Origin of the sequence: Peptostreptococcus canis, from assembly GCF_014229965.1 — a bacterium.
Taxonomy (GTDB): Bacteria; Bacillota; Clostridia; order Peptostreptococcales; family Peptostreptococcaceae; genus Peptostreptococcus; species Peptostreptococcus canis.
In genome coordinates, this window is record NZ_JABGBW010000001.1 from 350,386 (window position 1) to 369,362 (window position 18,977).

Here is an 18,977-nt window from a genome sequence, read left to right on the forward strand (position 1 = left end):
GGGCTACGATGAAGGCAATGCCTTTAAATGGACAATGTAGCGTAATGCAGCTTGCATTCACACATCCATTTTATAAGAAGTGGATAATGTGCAAAGGGCACATCCATAATGAAAAGATTAAAAAGGAGAGAAAAAATGTCATCAATTACAAGAGGACCAAAGTTCAAATTATCAAGAAGATTAGGGCTTAATGTTTGTGGTCATCCAAAGGCTATGAACAGAGCAGGAAAGGGAACTGCAAGAAGCGACAAGAAGCTTTCTCCATATGGACAGCAGTTACTTGAAAAGCAAAGATTAAGAGCTTACTATGGTGTAAGTGAAAAACAGATGAGAATTTATATGAAGAAAGCGCAGAAGGCCAAGGAAACTACTGGTACTGCAGTTATTAGAACTCTAGAGTGTAGACTTGATAATCTAGTTTACAGAATGGGACTTGCTAACTCTATCAGACAGGCTAGACAGATGGTAGGTCACGGAAATGTGCTAGTTAATGGAAAGAAAGTTGATATACCTTCATTTATAGTTGGTGTTGGAGATGAAATTCAGCTAAGAGAAAAGTACAGATCAAATGAGTTATTTAAGGCAAACTTTGAAGCAGCAGCTTTAAATGAATATCCTTATTTAACAAAAGATCAGGCAAACTTCTCGGCTGTTCTTACAAGATTACCGGAAAGAGACGAAGTGCCAATAGAAATCAATGATGCACTAGTTGTCGAATTCTACTCAAAATCTTCATTATAAAATTAGAAAAAAGAAATGTTTTGAACCATTGCAATATTGCAGTGGTTCTTTTTTTATAAAATGCGCTTACAATTATAAAAAATAAGTGTTATTTAATGTTGTTTATGTTATAATGAGTATAAGAAACAAAATTTTCTGAATTTTAAAAAACTCGTGTTTTTAAAATTGGTTTTGAAAGTTTTGAAGAATCATATATTATAGGAGGAATCAAGTTGGTAATAAGATGGGAAAATGTCGACAGCCTTGAAGATTACTTTATAACATATCTACTATATCTGGATTCTCTTACAGTTCCCCAAATTTCTAGAATTAGGAATAAATCCATTGAGGAAATAAACGATGATTTAATTAAAGCCAAAATGTATATTAGGCTGGAAAATAAAAAATCTGATAATAAAGAGGATATTTTGACTAATTACCTATCTATGTCAAAGGATGAAAGATTATTATATATGTCCGATTTATCAGATGATAAACTGGAATCATTTAAGAGACTGATATATAGAGGTATATTGAAAATAAATAATATAGATGATTTGATGATACTAGTTTGGACTGCTGGTGAATTTAGAGATGATAGATTTTTAAATATTATCTATCCATTTATTGATAAGCCGCATTCTAATATTAGGCGTATTTCATATTCTGCCATTGGTAAAATTGCCAACAAAGAGAGTATCCAATATTTAGAAATGGGATTATCTGACAGCAATCCTCAAATCAGACAATATTGTGCAAAATATCTCGGTATAATTGGAAATAGGAATAGTATTAGAATTTTAGAAAATTTTGTCAAAAACAAGTCTAATTTTGAAAAAGAGTATGTTTTAAAGGCTTGCAGAGATTCGATTTGCAACCTTTACTCTAAATTCAATATTAATAAATAAGCCACGTAGCTGCGTGGTTACAGTAATATTACTAAGAAAATGGAGGGATTCAATATGATAGTAAGACGTTGTTCTGGTGGTGTTGTTTTTTATGCAAATAAGGTGTTGTTAGTTAAAAATGACAAGGGAGAATGGACCTTACCAAAAGGAAAAATAGTTGGTGATGGACTTCCTCATGAAAGTGCTGTTGAAAGAGTTAAACTTGAAACAGGTGTTGATTCAAAAATTCTCGACATAGCGGGGGATACTATATATGAATTCTTCTCTAGAAGTAGAAATCAAAGAGTTTGTAATGCGATAATGTGGTATGTAATGGAATCAGATAATCCTAATACTAATATATGTTCAGAATTCTTGGAAGGTGGTTTCTATAAAGTATCAGATGCATTAGAAATGCTTACACATAGTAAAGAAAAATCATTGGTTGATGTTTCTTATAAAAAGTATAAAAACTTTAAGAAGGAGCATTAAAGTAATTTAAAATATAGATATGCAACATGTGAGGGAATTTCCTATTGAGATTCTCTCATTTTTATGCAAAAATATGATAATATGGTATAATGATAACAGAAAATTATAAAGTCGTAATGAGGAATAATATTAGATAAAGGAGTGTATATGCAAGTATATAAAACCATTCACGAGTCTGGAAGTGATGAAGTAACTATCGAAAAATCTATATTTATCGGATATGCAAAACCCATAAGTACAGAAGAAGAAGCACGTGAATTTATAGATGAGATAAAACGGAAACATAAAGATGCAACACATAATGTATGGGCCTATACTATTGGACAAAATATGAATATACAAAGATATAGCGATGATGGGGAGCCGCAAGGAACAGCAGGAATTCCGACATTAGAGGTTATTAAAAAGGAAGATTTGAGGGATGTGGTAGTTGTAGTTACCAGATATTTTGGTGGAATAAAATTAGGTGCAGGTGGGCTTGTTAGGGCATATACTAAAGGAGCCAAAATAGGAATTGAAGCTGGTAAAATAGTAGAAAAGGTGCCGTTTACTCAAATTGATATATTAATTGATTATACATTGTTAGGAAAAATGCAAAATAGTTTATCTAATAAAGGATTTGTTATAAAGGGGATTGAATATGCTGAAAATGTTGTTATTTCAGTATATTGTGAAGATAATAGATTGGAAGAGTTAAAAAACTTAATTGTTGAAACTACAAATGCAAATTCTACAATAACGGAAAAGTGCAAACAGTATATTTCTGTGAAAGATGGAAAAATAATCGAAAATAATAAAAGTTAGTAAATATAAATTTAGATAAAGGTATATTAATGCAAAAAATAATGAAGGAGAAATCAGTATGTTGACTAGAAGAGAAAAAATAGATAAGACAGTTCAATGGATAAGGGATAAAGTTACTGAAGCTCATTGTAAAGGGGTTGTAGTTGGAGTATCCGGTGGTATAGATTCCGCTGTAGTAGCATATCTTATTAAGAAGGCCTTTCCAGAGGATTCGATGGGAGTGATAATGAATATTAAAAGTAATCCTCAAGACAGAATTGATGCAATGAAAGTAATTGAAGGTTGTGGTATAGAATATTTGGAAATAACTTTAGATGAACCACAAAATTTCATATTAGATGCTGTGAATAGTGAGTTAAAGAAAAAAGAGCTATATAAAGATGAAAATCTAAAAATTACTGACGCAAATCTTAGAGCAAGGATAAGGATGGGAACAGTTTATGCAGTAGCTAATAATCAAGGATATTTAGTCGCAGGTACTGATAATGCAGCAGAATTATTGACTGGATATTTTACCAAATACGGTGATGGTGGAGTGGATATTTTACCAATAGCAAATTTGACTAAAAAAGAAGTCTATGAGTGGGCAAGAGAACTGGGAATACATGATGACTTGATTAATAAAGCTCCTTCTGCCGGTTTATGGGAAGGGCAAACTGATGAAAATGAAATGGGAACAACATATAATTATATAGATATGGTAGTCGAAGGAAGAAGAAATGAGGTTCCTAAAAAGGATTTGGAAATAATAGATAGGCTAAATAGGGTTAGTGAACATAAAAGGGTTCCCGTGCCTAAACCTCCTATTTTTGAATAAATGATTTGCATACTTGTAAATAAATAAGTTATTTTATTCCATTTTTAGATATTCTATGTTATAATAAAACGTACTGTATAAATGACATTCTCAATTATGGTATATAAAATAAGGTATTATGATGTATATATGTCGTATATAAATATAGTAGTATTATGAAGTATTTAGGGAGCAATTATATATGTTGAAAAGAAATGATAAGTGCCATTGTGGAAGTGGTAAGAAATATAAAAAATGTTGTATGGAGTCAGATAAAGCAAAAGCAGCAAAAGAAAAAAAGGATAACATTTTAGAGCAAAAAAAGGAAAAAGCTGATAAGTTATATACTGATTCAATATTAAAACTGAGTGCATATCTTGAAGAATTTATAAATGAAAATGAAGAATTTGCTAAGATGGAAGAAAAAACAAGAGAAGATTTCTTTGATGATATGATAGTGAGAAACATAGCGGCTAATAGATTCTTTGCATCATATTTTTCATATGACTGTTATGTAGATGAAAATAATACTCCGGCTATGTATGTATTGAAAAATAAGAACTTTACTAAAGAAGAAAGTAATATAGTAGTGAACTGTATTAATTCTTATCCAAGTTTATTTGAAATTGCAAGGGCAGAAGATAAGATGGTTGTAATTAAAGATATATTTACAGGGATAGAGTACAATACACTTGATTCTAAAATATTAGGTGATTTTGAAGTAGGCAACTACCTATTGGGAAGACCGGTTCGCATTGGAGATATATACATTTTAATTGATTTGACAATAAGAATACAAGAAGAAACTAAAAATGTTATATATAATACGTTGATGGACGTATATAATAAAAATAAAGAATCTGTGCCTAGCATAGAATACTTTGTATTTATAAATTCATTATTCTTCTACAAGTATATGTTGCAATTACTTCAATTGAGTGATTATAAAGATGAAGAACTAGAGGAATCTCTTAATGATATGGAAGATTCTGATGATAAAGATGTTAATTTGGAAAATGAAGAAGATAGCCTGATAAAATTGCTTTCCGATAATGTTGAAGACGAATCAGCATTACAAGGTATGATAGAAATTTGGAACAAGATTTCGTCCAGTGCAAATTATAAAGGCTTTGAAAATGGATGGGCGGCTGGATTAGAGTACTATTACAGAAAAGAAAATGGAATAGGTGGAACTCAGAATGCAGTTGCCAATGTATATGGAGTAAGTACAAGCACATTAGCTAAGAGAAATAAAGAAATTTCTGCACTTGTTTGTGGAAAATAATGAGGTAGAAACATGAATTTTAATGTAGGAAGTAGCATACCTGTAGCGACTAGTTTTGTAAAGTCAAATCCTGCTATTCCAGTATATAAAGGTGAAGAAAATATCGAAAATTTATATGCTGTGATATATCATATTGAAATAGGATACAATAAAGAAGGCAGCCAAGAGGTTTTTCAATATATAATAGTCGACTACAAAGATTATAATCTTGGTGATGAAGATAGAGATGAAATAATAACGATAGCTAAAAATTACTGTGTAGAAAAAGGCATCGATAGGGATAAAAATGTTGAAATAAAACTTTTAGATGATGAAATTGCCGAAGACTTTATTGAAAAAGTATTCAATAATATGAAGGTGATTAGAGGTTTAATAACTAATGATTAAATTAACTTTGGAGCTACTGTATTCAGTAGCTCTTTTTAAAAATCATAATGATTTTTACTTTGCAGATGCAGATATAGTTTAGATGAAAATGACAATATTGAGGAAAAATGTAGTATATATTACTATATATCCAGCAATATTATTTTTTGAAAGGAATTTTATGTTAAGGGTATCAAATATAAAGATAGATATAGATGATCCAATAGAATTGGTAAAAACAAAAGTTGTCAAGAAACTGAAAATAAGTGAGAAAGATTTATATGATTATAGTATTTTTAAAGAATCTATTGATGCTAGAAAAAAAGATACTATTAATCTTGTCTATACTGTAGATATAGTATTAAAGGATGAAAAGAAAATTCTTAAAAATAAACCAAAAGATACTATCCAGATAAAAACTAACAAGTATATCGATGTAAAAATGGGAACATTAAAAATGTCAAGGCGACCGATAATTGTAGGTTCTGGTCCAGCAGGATTATTTGCATGTTTGTTATTAGCGCAAAGAGGATATAAACCAATATTACTTGAAAGAGGGAATGATGTAGATCAAAGAACAAAAGATATAGAGGAATTTTGGAATGATGGTAAACTTAATCCAAACTCAAATGTACAATATGGAGAGGGGGGAGCCGGTACTTTTTCAGACGGAAAACTAACCACTAGAATGAAGGATATTAGATGTCAAAAAGTATTGTTTGAATTTGTTAGATTTGGAGCGCCAGAGGAAATAATGTATTCTCATAAACCACATATTGGTACGGATATCTTAAAAGATGTGATAAAGAATATGAGAAACAATATAATCAAGCTTGGAGGAGAAGTCAGATTCGGTTCTTTAGTGACAAATATATTTATAAAGAATGAAAAAATATGTGTTTTAGAAATCAATGGAAATGAAAAAATAAATTGTGAACATGTTATTTTTGCTATAGGACATAGTGCAAGAGATACTTACAGAATGCTCTACAAAAATGGAATATTTATGGAACAAAAGCCATTTGCTATAGGAGCTAGAATAGAGCATCCACAGGAAATGATTAATAAATCACAGTATGGAAAATTTGCAAATCATCCAAAATTAGGTGCAGCAGACTATAGACTGACTGTGCAAACTGAAAACGGAAGAAGTGCATATACTTTTTGTATGTGTCCTGGAGGCACTGTAATTGCTTCTGCAAGTAGCAAAGGAGAGCTTGTAACTAATGGTATGAGTGAGCATGCTAGAGATAAAGAAAATGCAAATAGTGGTTTTTTGGTAAATGTAAATGTAGAGGATTATAATTCAAAACATCCTTTAGCTGGTATAGATTTTCAGGAAAAATATGAAAGGTTGGCTTTTGAATTGGGAGGAAAAAATTATAAGGCTCCTTGTCAACTTGTTGGTGATTTTATAAAAGGCAGAAAGTCAACATCAATAGGTAAGGTTAAACCCTCTTATAAACCTGGTGTAACTATGGCAAATTTATCCGATTGTTTGCCGGAATTTGTAGTAGATTCTATGAGAGAAGGGATAGTAAAGTTAGATAAAAAGCTGAAAGGATTTGCTTTGGAAGATGCAGTGTTGACAGGTATTGAAACAAGATCATCCGCACCGGTTAGAATAAAACGCGATATAAATACTTTGGAATCTGTCAATATTTCAAATTTTTACCCTTGTGGTGAAGGTGCCGGATATGCTGGTGGAATAGTTACAGCTGCAGTCGACGGAATCAAATGTGCAGAAAAAATTATTGAGAAATACGATTCTTCTACGTTGACGTAATTTATTTATGAAAATTGGTATTTAAAGAGTATTTTAAGATATTTATGATATAATATTTAGGTGATTATAATAGATTAAAGGTAAACAAATAATTGGAAAAGGAGAAACTATGAGTAATTTAAGATTTGACTTTAGTAAGGCAGAAGAATTTCTAGAAAAAAGAGAAATTGAGGCTATTCAGCCTTTTGTAAGTGTAGCGCATAATTTATTGCATGATGAAAAGGTGTTAGGAAGTGATTATTTGGGATGGATGGAACTTCCTGAAAATTATAATAAAGAAGAATTTGCCAGAATAAAAAAAGCTGCTGAAAAAATTAAATCTGATTCAGAAGTTTTAGTGGTAATAGGTATAGGTGGTTCATATTTAGGGGCAAAAGCAGCTATAGATATGTTTGGAAATATTTTCAAGAATAATATTTCTAGAGATGAAAGAAAAGCTCCGGAAATATATTTTGCAGGAAATAGTATAAGCTCATCATATATATTAGATCTTTTAGATGTTATAGGAAACAGGGATTATTCAATAAATGTGATATCTAAGTCTGGAACAACTACTGAACCTGCTTTAGCATTTAGAATATTCAAAGAACATTTGGAAGCTAAATATGGAAAAGAAGAAGCGGCAAAAAGAATTTATGCAACTACGGATGCTTCTAAAGGGGCATTAAGATCTCTATCGGAAGCCCAAGGATATGAAACTTTTGTTATTCCTGATGATGTAGGAGGAAGATTTTCAGTATTAACTGCAGTTGGTCTACTTCCAATAGCTGCGGCTGGATTTGATATAGATGCGGTTATGAGAGGGGCATATGATGCCATGATTGAATACGGTGTTGATGATTTGGAAAAAAATCAGGCCTATCAATATGCCATTGCGAGAACAATTCTTCAAAGGAAGGGAAAAGAAACTGAACTTCTAGTAAATTATGAGCCACAGTTACAGTATTTCGCCGAGTGGTGGAAACAGTTATTTGGAGAAAGTGAAGGTAAAGACAATAGAGGTATATTCCCGGCATCAGTTAATTTTTCTACGGATTTACACTCTATGGGACAGTATATTCAAGAGGGAAGAAGATTTATATTTGAGACAGTAATCAATGTAGAAAATCCTAGAAGAGATTTGGAGATAAAGAAAGACGCAGAAGATTTGGATGGATTAAACTATCTTGCTGGAAAAACAGTGGATTTTGTAAATCATAAAGCATACGAAGGGACTTTATTAGCACATACAGATGGAAATGTTCCTAATTTAATATTAAATATTACGAGATTAGATGAGTATACTTTTGGACAAATGGTATATTTCTTTGAAAAAGCTTGTGCTCTAAGCGGTTGCATACTTGGGGTAAATCCTTTTAATCAGCCGGGGGTAGAAGCATATAAGAAAAATATGTTTGCATTGCTTGGTAAACCTGGATATGAGGAAGAAAAAAAATCATTAGAAGCAAGACTATAAATATTCGAAAAGATTGATAGATACAATTTTTTTATTAATGGAAAATGAATAATTAATTAGAAAAAGAATTTAAAGACTGCTTAAGTCAGTTTTTACAATTTTCAAAATATAATAATCATGTTTATGAAGTTTGTTTTTGAAAAAGTAAATCCGGACTATTGGGCAGTCTATTTTTATGATTAAGTTTAAATTATGATTATTTTAAGTTACATTTAAGAATGGAATAATATAATAACAATATAAAAAGGAGAGGGTGTGGTAGTCTTGAAATTTTTTAGAACTCTAATATCTATTGTACTAGTTGCAGTATTTGCATCTGCCGCAGGTAGTTATGCAACGTTAAAATATTTAGAATATAATAATCAATTAAATCAACAACCTAAAGAACATATCAAGATAGTCAACGATGGAACTACAAAAAGTCAGAATGTATATCAAGCAGTTGCAGAAAAGGCATCGCCTTCTGTAGTTGGAATATTATCAGAATCGGTATCACAGGATAATTTATTTAGTGTAAAACATAAAGTTCAAGGGAGTGGAACAGGATTTGTAGTTGATAAAAGAGGTTATATATTAACTAATTCACATGTTGTATCAGATGGAAATGCAAAAAGTGTACGAGTTATTTTGCATGATAATAAGTTAGTTAGAGGAAACGTGGTTTGGTATGATTCTACGATTGATTTAGCGGTTGTGAAAGTTAATACTAGTGGTTTAGTACCTGCTGAACTAGGAAATAGTGATGATGTAAGAGTAGGTGATATTGCAATTGCTATTGGAAATCCTTTAGGAACTGAATTATTATCATCCGTAACACAAGGTATTATTAGTGGATTAAATAGAGATGTTAGCACGGAAAATTCAAATATGTCTGATTTAATGCAGACAGATGCAAGTATAAATCCTGGTAATAGTGGAGGGCCTTTACTAAATCAGGAGGGGCAGGTTATAGGTATAAATACTGCTAAAGCTAATGCAGATAACTTAGGATTTTCAATACCTATAAACACAGCAAAGATAGTAGCACAGAGAGTTATTGAAGATAATAATTACAAAAAGCCTGTATTAGGTGTTGCAGGTATAGATGTAAAAACTTATGTGACTTATACCGGAAATCAGCTTGATGTAGATAATGGTGTTGTAATTAGACGTGTTGAAAATGGTGCTGTTGCAGATAAAGCTGGAATTGAAGTAGGAGATATAATTATAAAAATAGGTGAAACAGATATAAAAAATATGGGTAGCATAAGTAAGAAAATGTACACTTATACAAAAGGGTCTAAAGATAAAATAACAATTATTAGAGATGGAAAGAAAAAAGAATTAAATATTGAATTTAAATAATATATAAGATGAAACTCCCTTTATATAAATTTTTGAAAGCCGACTGGAATTTTTCCGGTTGGTTTTTTATTTAAAAAAATTTAGGATTAATATTATTTGTATTTGACTTATTTAGTCCTTTAAAAACTCTTTATGGTGAGGCTACAAGACTTATAGTTATGAATGCTGCTTTAGATCATATTGAAGAAGTATTAAATGAAACAGAACTTGAAGATATAGGTAAAAAACAGCTTTCAATGTCTAACGTTTCTGTACCGGAAATAAAATTTAATCACGTGAAATTTTCTTATGGTGATAAAGAGGTTTTACATGATGTAAATTTTGAAATGCAAAAAAATACAATTACAGCTCTTGTCGGTCAGTCAGGTGGCGGTAAATCTACAGTAGCTAATCTTTTGAAAAGATTTTGGGATGTTGATTCAGGAGAAATTTTGATTAGAGGTATAAATATTAAAGACATTTCATTATCTGAATTTATGTCAGAAATAAGTATGGTATTTCAAAGAATTTAACTTGGAGAGAGATAATAAAAGTCTAAGTTAAATTCTTTGAAAATTTTACTTAAAAAAGTATACTAAATATAAATAAAATAAATTTAACTTAGAGGATGATGATTATAAAATTAGAAACGAATAGAGCAGGTGTATCGAAAAAGATGCAAAGTAACTATGAGTGTTCTATTCCTAATGATTTAAAAGATTTGAAATTAGATGTAGATAGTGAAATTCAGAATTTAATAAATTAGGCTTATTTACTCTTGGGAAGATTAGATGGTATGGCAATTACATTGCCGGATATTGATCTTTTTGTATCTATTTATGTTCAAAAAAAAGCGGTTATCAGTTTGCAAATAGAGGGTATACAGGCCTCGCTGATTGATGTTTTGCAAAACGATAGAAATAATGAAAAAATAAAAGATACTGAAGAAATTGTCAATTATACAAAAGCAACAAATTATGCATTTAGAAGATTAGAAGATTTGCATTTATGTATGAGATTGATTAAAGAAACGCATTCTATTTTATTATCCGATGTTAGAGGCAATGAAAAGTTACCAGGAGAATTTAGAAAATCTCAAAATTGGATTGGATATGCCGGATGTACATTAAATACTGCAAGCTTTATTCCGCCTGCTCCGAAAGAAATGGAAAAATCTTTAAGTGAGTTAGAGAAATACATAAATGAAGATAGTTCTATTTCAAATTTGATAAAGATTGCCTTAATTCACTATCAATTTGAAACAATACATCCATTCTTGGATGGTAACGGAAGGATGGGAAGATTACTTATTGTATTATTTTTAAAAGAGCAGGGATTAATGGAATATCCCGTTTTGTATCTAAGTTACTTTTTTAAAAAAAATAGAAACAGATATTATGAACTGCTGAATAATGTTCGTATAAAAGGAGAGTTTGAAGAATGGATTAAATTCTTTGTAGGAGAAATATGTGAGGATGCAATTTCATCTATACAAAAAATTATAGAGTTAAAAGTTGAGGATAAGAAACGATATAGACAGTATGTATATAGAAAATACGTTGATATCCTTTCAGAAGGAACAATATTATAAAATGATATGTAATAAGGTTTAAATAATTTTTATAAATAACATATATTGGATATATTTTATATTAGAGAGTGTGGCAAAACTACACTTAGCAAAATCATTATAGGTCTGGAAAATATGAGCAGTGGAGAATTTTATTTTGAATCGGAAATCCAAGAAAATCTTGATAAAAAATCATTGTTTGAAAGACGTAAAAAAATTCAAATGATATTCCAAGACCCTTTTTTATCAATAGATCCTACTATGTATATAAGGGAAGTAATAGAAGAACCGATGATAAGTTTGAGACCGGAGTGGAATAAAAATGAAAGAGAAAAGCGTATAAGTGATATTATGGAGTTAGTGGGATTAGATAAAAGTTATTTAGGAAAAAAATCAAAATATTTATCCGGTGGTCAGTTGCAAAGGGTGGGAATTGCCAGAGCATTAATCTGTAATCCTAAAGTTGTAATATGTGATGAACCGGTATCTGCGTTAGATGTATCTGTTCAAGCTCAAATATTAAATTTACTTAAAAATATCAAAAGAGAATTGGGTATTGCTATGATATTTATTTCTCATGATTTGGGTGTAATCAGATATCTAACTGACAGAGTGTGTGTAATGCTTGATGGAAAAATATGTGAATCGGGAAATACTGAGAAAGTTTTTAAAAATCCTACACATGAATATACTAAATATTTATTAGACTCTGTACCCAGAATAAATATTTAGGTTATTAGCCCAATATTGATATATATTTTTCTTTGAGATATAGTTATTATTAATTATTCTGGATATAATAATTGAGATGTACACTAAAAATATTTCAATTATTGTTAAAAAAATTATAAACTTTTTATTTATTTGAACTTAATAAAATACTGAGGAGGGATTAAAATGAAGATTGCTAAAAGAAAAATAATTTTAAGTACTATTCTATCTGTGTTTATTATGACAGAATTATCGATAGCATCCTTTTGCTTAGATAAAAATGAAAATTTTACTGAAAAAGATCAGAATATAAGTATAGATAGAATTTATGGAGAGGATAGATTTGATACATCTATAAAAGTATCTAAGTTTATTAATACAGAAGATAAGTTAGCTAAATATATTATAATAGCCAGTGGTGATATTTATCCTGATGCCTTATCAGCAGGTGTTTTAGCTGGGGAGTTTAATGCTCCGCTTTTACTTGTAAGCAGTATGAAATCCAACGATAAAATTTATGATTATATTTCAAAAATATCAGATAAAGAAGAAACATCAATTTTTGTAGTTGGAGGTGAAAAAACAATATCTAAAAATGTAGAAAATGAAATTTCTAAGTATGGTGATGTTACAAGAATTTTTGGGAAAAATAGAATAGAGACTTCACAGTTAATATATGAACCTATTTTGAAGAAAAAAGGCATGCTTGCTATTCCAGATATGGCGGCAGTATACAGTTCTTATAACTATCCTGACTCACTAACAGCAACACCTTTTATGTTCCAGTATAACAGAGACAAAAAGTATGATTTTATGCCATTCTTTTCAATAGACATAAAAAATCAAACAAGAACTCCAGATATCGTTTTTGGAGGAAAAAATTCAATTCCTGACCTTAATGAAAAGATTAGAGTTTATGGAAGTGATAGGTATAAAACTGCCGTTGAAATTGGAAAAAGGTATAAAACCATGCTTAATAAGGATATAGAAACTATTGTACTGGTAAGTGGTGAAGATTTTCCAGATGCATTATCAGCATCACCATTGGCCATTAAAGAAAATGCAGCTATATTATTAACTAATTCTAGGTATCTAAACAAGGATACTAAGAAATATATAAATTCAAATAAGAATATAAAGAAAATAATTATAGTTGGTGGAGAGAATTCTATCACACAGAAAGTTGAAAAGGATTTAAAATAATATTTATAAGTTTAATTTAAAAGTATTGTCAATTTTAGAAAACATGCTTAAACTCGTCAGAAAATCAATTCTGTTAAATTGATGAGATGAGATTTAGCATGTTTTTGTTTTCATTGACTTTAATTTGCAGTAACGACATATTAACTGATTTTTCTAAACTGTCTTTTTAGGACAGGCTCAGTATATTTTGCCACGATTCCTATAAATACTCCAGTCACAACGGAAGCTCCAAGCATTACTGGAAGATAAGACATCATTGAGATATTTTTTATAATTATAGCTGCCATTAACAATTGACCTATGTTATGCATTATCGCACCGCACACACTGACACCAATTATTGATAAATCTCTTATTTTTAATGCTAAATACATACCGAAAAGGCTCATATATCCACCAGCTATACTGAATAATAGAGTTGATATCGGTCCGGCAAACATAGACGATATAATTATTCTTACAGTTAAAATTTTAAACGTATCCTTTAATCCAAAATTAATCAAACATAAAAGGGTTATAATATTACTCAGACCCAGCTTTGCTCCCGGAAAAATTGCAATCAGGGGATTTGGTATTATAGTTTCTATTAAGAATAAAACCAAACTATAAGATACCATTAACCCGAGTAATATAAGTTTTTTAGTATTTATTTTATTCATAAGTTGTTCTCCTAATTCTTAGTATTATATTTAATAGTAATTTGTTACCTGTCGAAAGATTTATCCAACAATAATTATTATATCATAAAGCGTAATAATAATTAATTGAAAATTTATTGCAATTTATTAAATAAAATATGCAAATATAATTTTAAATTAAGTTATTATGGTAAAATATATTTATAGAAAACAATATGATTTGTATAATATTAGGAGGTTTATTATGGGAATAGATAGAAAAGATATAGAAGCGAAATACAAATGGGATCTTGAATCCATGTATACTGAAAAAGAGAGAATTCAAAAGGATATTGATTATATAAAATCTTCAATTGAAGAAATAAAACTATATAAAGGAAAGTTATCTGAATCTCCGGAAGTATTTTATAAAGTATTGAAACTTATGGAAGATACTTCCAGAAAGTTGTCTCATCTTCATGTATATTCACATATGAAACATCATGAAGATACCAGAATCAATGAAAATCTGGCCGATGCAACTAAGACCGATATGCTGGGAACTGAATTAAGTAAGGCAAATTCTTATGTAGTCCCTGAAATAATAGCAATGGACGAAAATATTTTAGCAAATTATTTGAGTGATGAAAAGATTTCACATTATAAAAAGATGATAGATGAAATTCTTAGAGAAAAACCGTATACACTTGGTGAAAAAGAAGAACAAATAATGGCAGCTGCATCGGAGTTGGCAACTGTTCCGGAGTCTACTTATGAGATGCTTTCATATGCAGATATGGAATTTCCTGAAATAACAGATGAAGATGGTAACATAGTTAGAATAGATCATTTTAATTATACAAAATATATTAAGAGTAAGGATAGAAGAGTTAGAAAAGAGGCTTTTGAGGCAGAATTTAAAACATATCAAAAGTATTCTAATACAATGGCATCAACTTTGTTTGGCGGAATTAAGGCTGAAATATTCAATTCAAGTATAAGAAACTATCCATCTGCTATATTTGCTTCTTTGTTTGCAGATAATATAAGCTTAGATGTGTATAATAATTTGATTGCATCTGTTCATGAAAATATAGACTCATTAGATAGATATAATAACCTAAAGAAAAAGTACTTTGAGTTAGATGAAATGCATATGTATGATTTATATCTTCCAATGGCTAGAGATTTTAAAATGGAGATCAGTTATGAAAAAGCCAAGGAAATCATACTTAACGCTCTTGAACCAATGGGAGAATATTATTTATCGTTAGTGAAAAGGGCTTTTGATGAAAGATGGATAGATGTATATGAAAATGAAGGTAAAAGAGGTGGTGCTTATTCATGGGGAAGTTATGATTCGCATCCATATATATTAATGAGTTATAAAGACGATTTAAACTCTGTGTTTACATTGATTCATGAGTTAGGACATTCTATTCACAGTTATTTATCCAGAGAGAATCAACCATATATTTATTCAGGATATAAGATTTTTGTTGCAGAGGTAGCATCGACTGTGAATGAAACGTTATTAATTAAATATTTATTGAAAAATTCAAATAGTAAAAAAGAAAAAATATATCTTTTAAATTATTATGCAGAACAATATAGAACAACTGTATATAGACAGACTCTTTTTGCAGAATTTGAAAAAATTGCTCATGAAAAGGTAGAATCTGGAATTCCGATGACAGCTAAGGATTTTACTGAAATATTCTTTGATTTAAATAAGTTGTATTATGGAAATTCTTGTGAAGTAGATGAATTGGTAGGTATAGAATGGGCTAGAATACCTCATTTCTATTCAAATTTTTATGTATATAAGTATGCTACAGGTTTTTCTGCGGCTTCTGTATTAAGCGATATGATTTTAAAAGATTCATCTTCAGTTGAGAGATACATTGAATTTTTAAAAAGCGGTGGTTCTGAATATCCTCTTGAGCAACTGAGAAAAGCCGGAGTTGATATGGAAAAGAAGGAAAGCGTAGATAATGCTTTAAAAATATTTAAAGATATAGTCGATGAATTAGAAGAACTTTGTGAGGTATAAAGTGTTTGGTATAAATTTCAAATTAATAGCTGGTGTTATGCTTTTTGTAATATTGATTTCTATTCAAATTACATTAAATAAAATATTGATGATTCTAAAACAGATTAATATTAAAGTGGATAGAAAAGATATTGAAAAAGATAGTGTAAATATTTCTAGAAAAAAAGATTATTTTTAAATTTTATGGGTGATAGTATTTAACTATTGCCCATTTTATATTTAAAATGTATAATGAAAGTGGTAAAAAAACGTATTTAACTAAGTTTTTTTATGAAATCCTTTTTAATAGTAAAAAGGATAAGAGTTTTATTATTATGTGATTTGATAGGGGAGAAATATATGAGATGTTTAGAAAAAGAATTTGTAGAAATGCTTAAAAATGAGGTTAAACCTGCAGTTGGATGTACCGAACCGGTTGCAGTAGCTCTTGCCTGCGCAAAATGTAAGGAGATACTTTGCGAGGAAATAGAAAAGAATAAGATACTTGTAAGTCCTAATATATATAAAAATGGTATGTGTGTAGGGATACCCGGCACCACTAGACTTGGACTTAAAATAGCAGCAGCTATTGGAATAGTGACCGGTAATTCGGAAAAAGGATTAAGTGTATTAGAGGGATCAACTGAAGAGGAGATTCAAAAATCAGAAGCTTTGATGGATGAAGGGAAATTATCAATTGAACCGGCTGATACAAAAGAGAAGGTATATATTTTGGTCGAATTTTGGGGAAAATCTTCATATGCTAAGGTTGTAATTAGAAATAGACATGATAATTTTGTATACATTGAAAAGGATGGAGATGTAATTTTTAGTAAGGAAGAAGAAATTCCTGAGATTAGCAATTCCACAGAAAGTAATACTATAATGGACGATGCAACGCTGGAAGAAATAATAAAAAATGTGGAGTCTATAGAATTTGAAGAAATCAAATTTTTACTAGATGGAATAGATATGAATTTAAAAATGGCAAAAGCCGGTCTGGAACATAAAACTGGTATAGGGGTAGGTTATGGTATAAAAAAATCTATAGAGGAAGGCATATTAGGCGATGATATATTGAATAATTCTATGATGTTGACAGCAGGTGCGTCGGATGCCAGAATGGCTGGTCTTGATATGCCTGTTATGAGTTCTAACGGAAGTGGGAATCATGGATTGACTGCAATTTTACCGATAGTGGCTTATAGTCAAAAAAATAAGCAAAGTGATGAAAGACTATGTCGAGCGTTGGCGATATCTCATCTTACTACTGCATATATTAAAAATTTTACAGGTAGGCTTTCTGCAATGTGCGGGTGTGGAGTGGCAGCAGCGACTGGAGCTACTGCCGGTATAGCCTGGTTGATGGATGAAACATTTGAACAAATCGGTGGTGCAGTAAAAAATGCAATTGCAGATTTAAGCGGAATAATATGTGATGGTGCGAAAGCCGGATGTGCATTGAAACTTTCAACGGCAGCATCGTCAGCTGTTAGAAATGCATTATTGGCAAAACAAGGAAATTATCCCGAAACAATGAATGGAATAGTGTCATTAGATGTAGATCAAACTATAAGAAATCTGGGGAAAGTAAGTAATATTGGAATGAGTCCTACTGATGAGACGATTCTAGATGTAATGAATGAAATGAATAAGATATAAAATTAATAAATTATTAAGAATACTTTAGATAAAATTTATAAAGCCCCATAATACTAAAGAATAATAAAAGAATAGGTCAAAACCATTGCAATTACAACTATTCAAATATATAATATCATGCGGAATATAAAAATTAGTATTATAAGAATCAAAAGAATGTCAGTTGCATCTGAAGTTGCTATGGCATTTATAATAAACTGTATGGGAGGAATAGTAATGGTTGTTAGTCTAATTGTATTGGGAGTATTTATAATAAGATTATATTTTTTAAAAATATCGAAGCAAAACGAGAAGAAAATTCTTGAAAATGGCGGAAAAGAATATGGCGTAGCTAATTCTAAAAGGATAACGATACTTCATATACTATTCTATATGATGTGTATTATTGAAGCCATTGTAAGAAAAACTGAATTTGATATCTATGGAATAATAGGGGTTATATTGATAGGCTTTTCACTTTTTATGCTTTATACAGTATCCAATTTACTAAAAGGAATTTGGACTATAAAACTTATGTTGGTAAATAATCATCAATATAACGATCATTGGTTATTTAGAACGGTAAAGCATCCAAATTATTTTCTAAATATAACTCCTGAATTAATTGGTATTGCACTACTTTGTCATGCAAAACTTACTGCTATTGTAGTGTTGCCACTTTATGCCATAGTAATGTATATTAGAATAAAGGAAGAGGAAAGACTATTAAAAGAAGTAATAATACCAAATACTAAAAACTTAAATATATAATACTATTTTTATTAATAATTATATGTCACAAAAGTTAACTAAGTAACTATACTCAATATCTGTAAAAATAATATTCATATAAAATCTTATTAAATAAAAGAATTAAGTGGATTTTTGTGGATATTATTTTTTAATATAAATTTTATAATATTATTTTCATATTATATTAAGCATTTGGAGCATTTATTTAAAGAAAAATTACTATTTAAATATTTGTTATATAGAAAAAATTCTAAAAAAGGCTTTACAAATGTTACTACATACCATATAATGATATACAACTAAATAACACAGGATAGAGGAGCAAATGACAAGAGTATCTAAAAATAATGAAAGCAATCAGTTTTTTGAGAAAGGGGATTTTGCCGAAATAGTATTTACATTGCTTGGTGAATACTGTTGGAATATTTGTTAAGAGCAATTATTCTGTCATTATTATGATAATGGAGTGCTAGCCGTCAATGATAATCAATAGATGTTTTATTAGAATTCTAGACAAATGCGGGTACACTGTATT

Annotated in this window: 19 protein-coding genes, 1 pseudogene and 1 riboswitch; of the genes and pseudogenes, 19 read left to right on the forward strand and 1 reads right to left on the reverse strand. The window is 29.9% G+C overall.

Going from position 1 to position 18,977, the window contains the following annotated elements; genetic code table 11:
- The first annotated feature begins 135 nt into the window (after nucleotides 1–135).
- From rpsD to HLB29_RS01735, 15 genes and pseudogenes are all read left to right on the forward strand, one after another.
- Nucleotides 136–741, forward strand: a complete 606-nt coding sequence (gene rpsD, locus HLB29_RS01670) for a 30S ribosomal protein S4 (protein WP_185623424.1) — start codon at nucleotides 136–138, stop codon at nucleotides 739–741.
- Between the two features lie 212 nt (nucleotides 742–953).
- Nucleotides 954–1,628, forward strand: coding sequence for a HEAT repeat domain-containing protein (locus tag HLB29_RS01675; RefSeq protein WP_185623425.1), 675 nt, complete (start codon nucleotides 954–956; stop codon nucleotides 1,626–1,628).
- A 54-nt stretch (nucleotides 1,629–1,682) separates the two neighbouring features.
- The gene (locus HLB29_RS01680) at nucleotides 1,683–2,099 is read left to right on the forward strand and encodes an NUDIX domain-containing protein (RefSeq protein WP_185623426.1); all 417 of its coding nucleotides are present in this window, start codon (nucleotides 1,683–1,685) and stop codon (nucleotides 2,097–2,099) included.
- A gap of 147 nt (nucleotides 2,100–2,246) precedes the next feature.
- Nucleotides 2,247–2,903 (forward strand): YigZ family protein, encoded by a 657-nt coding sequence (locus HLB29_RS01685; protein WP_185623427.1) that lies wholly within the window; start codon nucleotides 2,247–2,249, stop codon nucleotides 2,901–2,903.
- Between the two features lie 58 nt (nucleotides 2,904–2,961).
- Entirely contained in the window at nucleotides 2,962–3,720 is a 759-nt protein-coding gene (gene nadE, locus HLB29_RS01690) for an NAD(+) synthase (protein ID WP_185623428.1), read from the forward strand.
- 181 nt (nucleotides 3,721–3,901) lie between these two features.
- The gene (locus HLB29_RS01695; RefSeq protein ID WP_185623429.1) at nucleotides 3,902–4,984 is read left to right on the forward strand and encodes an SEC-C domain-containing protein; all 1,083 of its coding nucleotides are present in this window, start codon (nucleotides 3,902–3,904) and stop codon (nucleotides 4,982–4,984) included.
- Nucleotides 4,985–4,996: 12 nt separating this feature from the next.
- Nucleotides 4,997–5,371: a hypothetical protein gene (locus HLB29_RS01700; protein ID WP_185623430.1), complete on the forward strand. Its 375-nt coding sequence runs from the start codon at nucleotides 4,997–4,999 to the stop codon at nucleotides 5,369–5,371.
- Nucleotides 5,372–5,531: 160 nt separating this feature from the next.
- On the forward strand, nucleotides 5,532–7,136 hold the full coding sequence (locus HLB29_RS01705) for an NAD(P)/FAD-dependent oxidoreductase (RefSeq protein ID WP_185623431.1): 1,605 nt from the start codon (nucleotides 5,532–5,534) through the stop codon (nucleotides 7,134–7,136).
- A 109-nt stretch (nucleotides 7,137–7,245) separates the two neighbouring features.
- Nucleotides 7,246–8,592, forward strand: a complete 1,347-nt coding sequence (locus tag HLB29_RS01710) for a glucose-6-phosphate isomerase (protein ID WP_185623432.1) — start codon at nucleotides 7,246–7,248, stop codon at nucleotides 8,590–8,592.
- Nucleotides 8,593–8,847: 255 nt separating this feature from the next.
- Nucleotides 8,848–9,936, forward strand: a complete 1,089-nt coding sequence (locus HLB29_RS01715) for a S1C family serine protease (RefSeq protein WP_330604328.1) — start codon at nucleotides 8,848–8,850, stop codon at nucleotides 9,934–9,936.
- Between the two features lie 80 nt (nucleotides 9,937–10,016).
- Nucleotides 10,017–10,445, forward strand: a pseudogene (locus tag HLB29_RS01720) (ATP-binding cassette domain-containing protein); the annotation flags it as partial.
- A gap of 98 nt (nucleotides 10,446–10,543) precedes the next feature.
- The gene (locus tag HLB29_RS09760) at nucleotides 10,544–10,681 is read left to right on the forward strand and encodes a hypothetical protein (RefSeq protein ID WP_330604330.1); all 138 of its coding nucleotides are present in this window, start codon (nucleotides 10,544–10,546) and stop codon (nucleotides 10,679–10,681) included.
- A gap of 12 nt (nucleotides 10,682–10,693) precedes the next feature.
- Nucleotides 10,694–11,506 (forward strand): Fic family protein, encoded by an 813-nt coding sequence (locus HLB29_RS01725; RefSeq protein ID WP_330604332.1) that lies wholly within the window; start codon nucleotides 10,694–10,696, stop codon nucleotides 11,504–11,506.
- 45 nt (nucleotides 11,507–11,551) lie between these two features.
- The gene (locus tag HLB29_RS01730; protein WP_185623433.1) at nucleotides 11,552–12,217 is read left to right on the forward strand and encodes an ABC transporter ATP-binding protein; all 666 of its coding nucleotides are present in this window, start codon (nucleotides 11,552–11,554) and stop codon (nucleotides 12,215–12,217) included.
- A gap of 165 nt (nucleotides 12,218–12,382) precedes the next feature.
- Nucleotides 12,383–13,399, forward strand: coding sequence for a cell wall-binding repeat-containing protein (locus tag HLB29_RS01735; RefSeq protein WP_185623434.1), 1,017 nt, complete (start codon nucleotides 12,383–12,385; stop codon nucleotides 13,397–13,399).
- A gap of 140 nt (nucleotides 13,400–13,539) precedes the next feature.
- On the opposite strand, the gene HLB29_RS01740 is transcribed toward HLB29_RS01735, so the two are convergent.
- Nucleotides 13,540–14,058: a Gx transporter family protein gene (locus tag HLB29_RS01740; RefSeq protein ID WP_185623435.1), complete on the reverse strand. Its 519-nt coding sequence runs from the start codon at nucleotides 14,056–14,058 to the stop codon at nucleotides 13,540–13,542.
- A 223-nt stretch (nucleotides 14,059–14,281) separates the two neighbouring features.
- On the opposite strand from HLB29_RS01740, the gene pepF reads away from it, so the two are divergent.
- From pepF to HLB29_RS01760, 4 genes are all read left to right on the forward strand, one after another.
- On the forward strand, nucleotides 14,282–16,069 hold the full coding sequence (gene pepF / locus HLB29_RS01745) for an oligoendopeptidase F (protein WP_185623436.1): 1,788 nt from the start codon (nucleotides 14,282–14,284) through the stop codon (nucleotides 16,067–16,069).
- 1 nt (nucleotide 16,070) lies between these two features.
- On the forward strand, nucleotides 16,071–16,247 hold the full coding sequence (locus HLB29_RS01750) for a hypothetical protein (protein WP_185623707.1): 177 nt from the start codon (nucleotides 16,071–16,073) through the stop codon (nucleotides 16,245–16,247).
- A gap of 161 nt (nucleotides 16,248–16,408) precedes the next feature.
- Nucleotides 16,409–17,710 (forward strand): L-cysteine desulfidase family protein, encoded by a 1,302-nt coding sequence (locus HLB29_RS01755; protein ID WP_185623437.1) that lies wholly within the window; start codon nucleotides 16,409–16,411, stop codon nucleotides 17,708–17,710.
- A gap of 156 nt (nucleotides 17,711–17,866) precedes the next feature.
- Nucleotides 17,867–18,460: an isoprenylcysteine carboxyl methyltransferase family protein gene (locus tag HLB29_RS01760; protein ID WP_243155061.1), complete on the forward strand. Its 594-nt coding sequence runs from the start codon at nucleotides 17,867–17,869 to the stop codon at nucleotides 18,458–18,460.
- Nucleotides 18,461–18,748: 288 nt separating this feature from the next.
- Nucleotides 18,749–18,922, forward strand: a riboswitch (Lysine riboswitch).
- The last annotated feature ends 55 nt before the right edge of the window (nucleotides 18,923–18,977 follow it).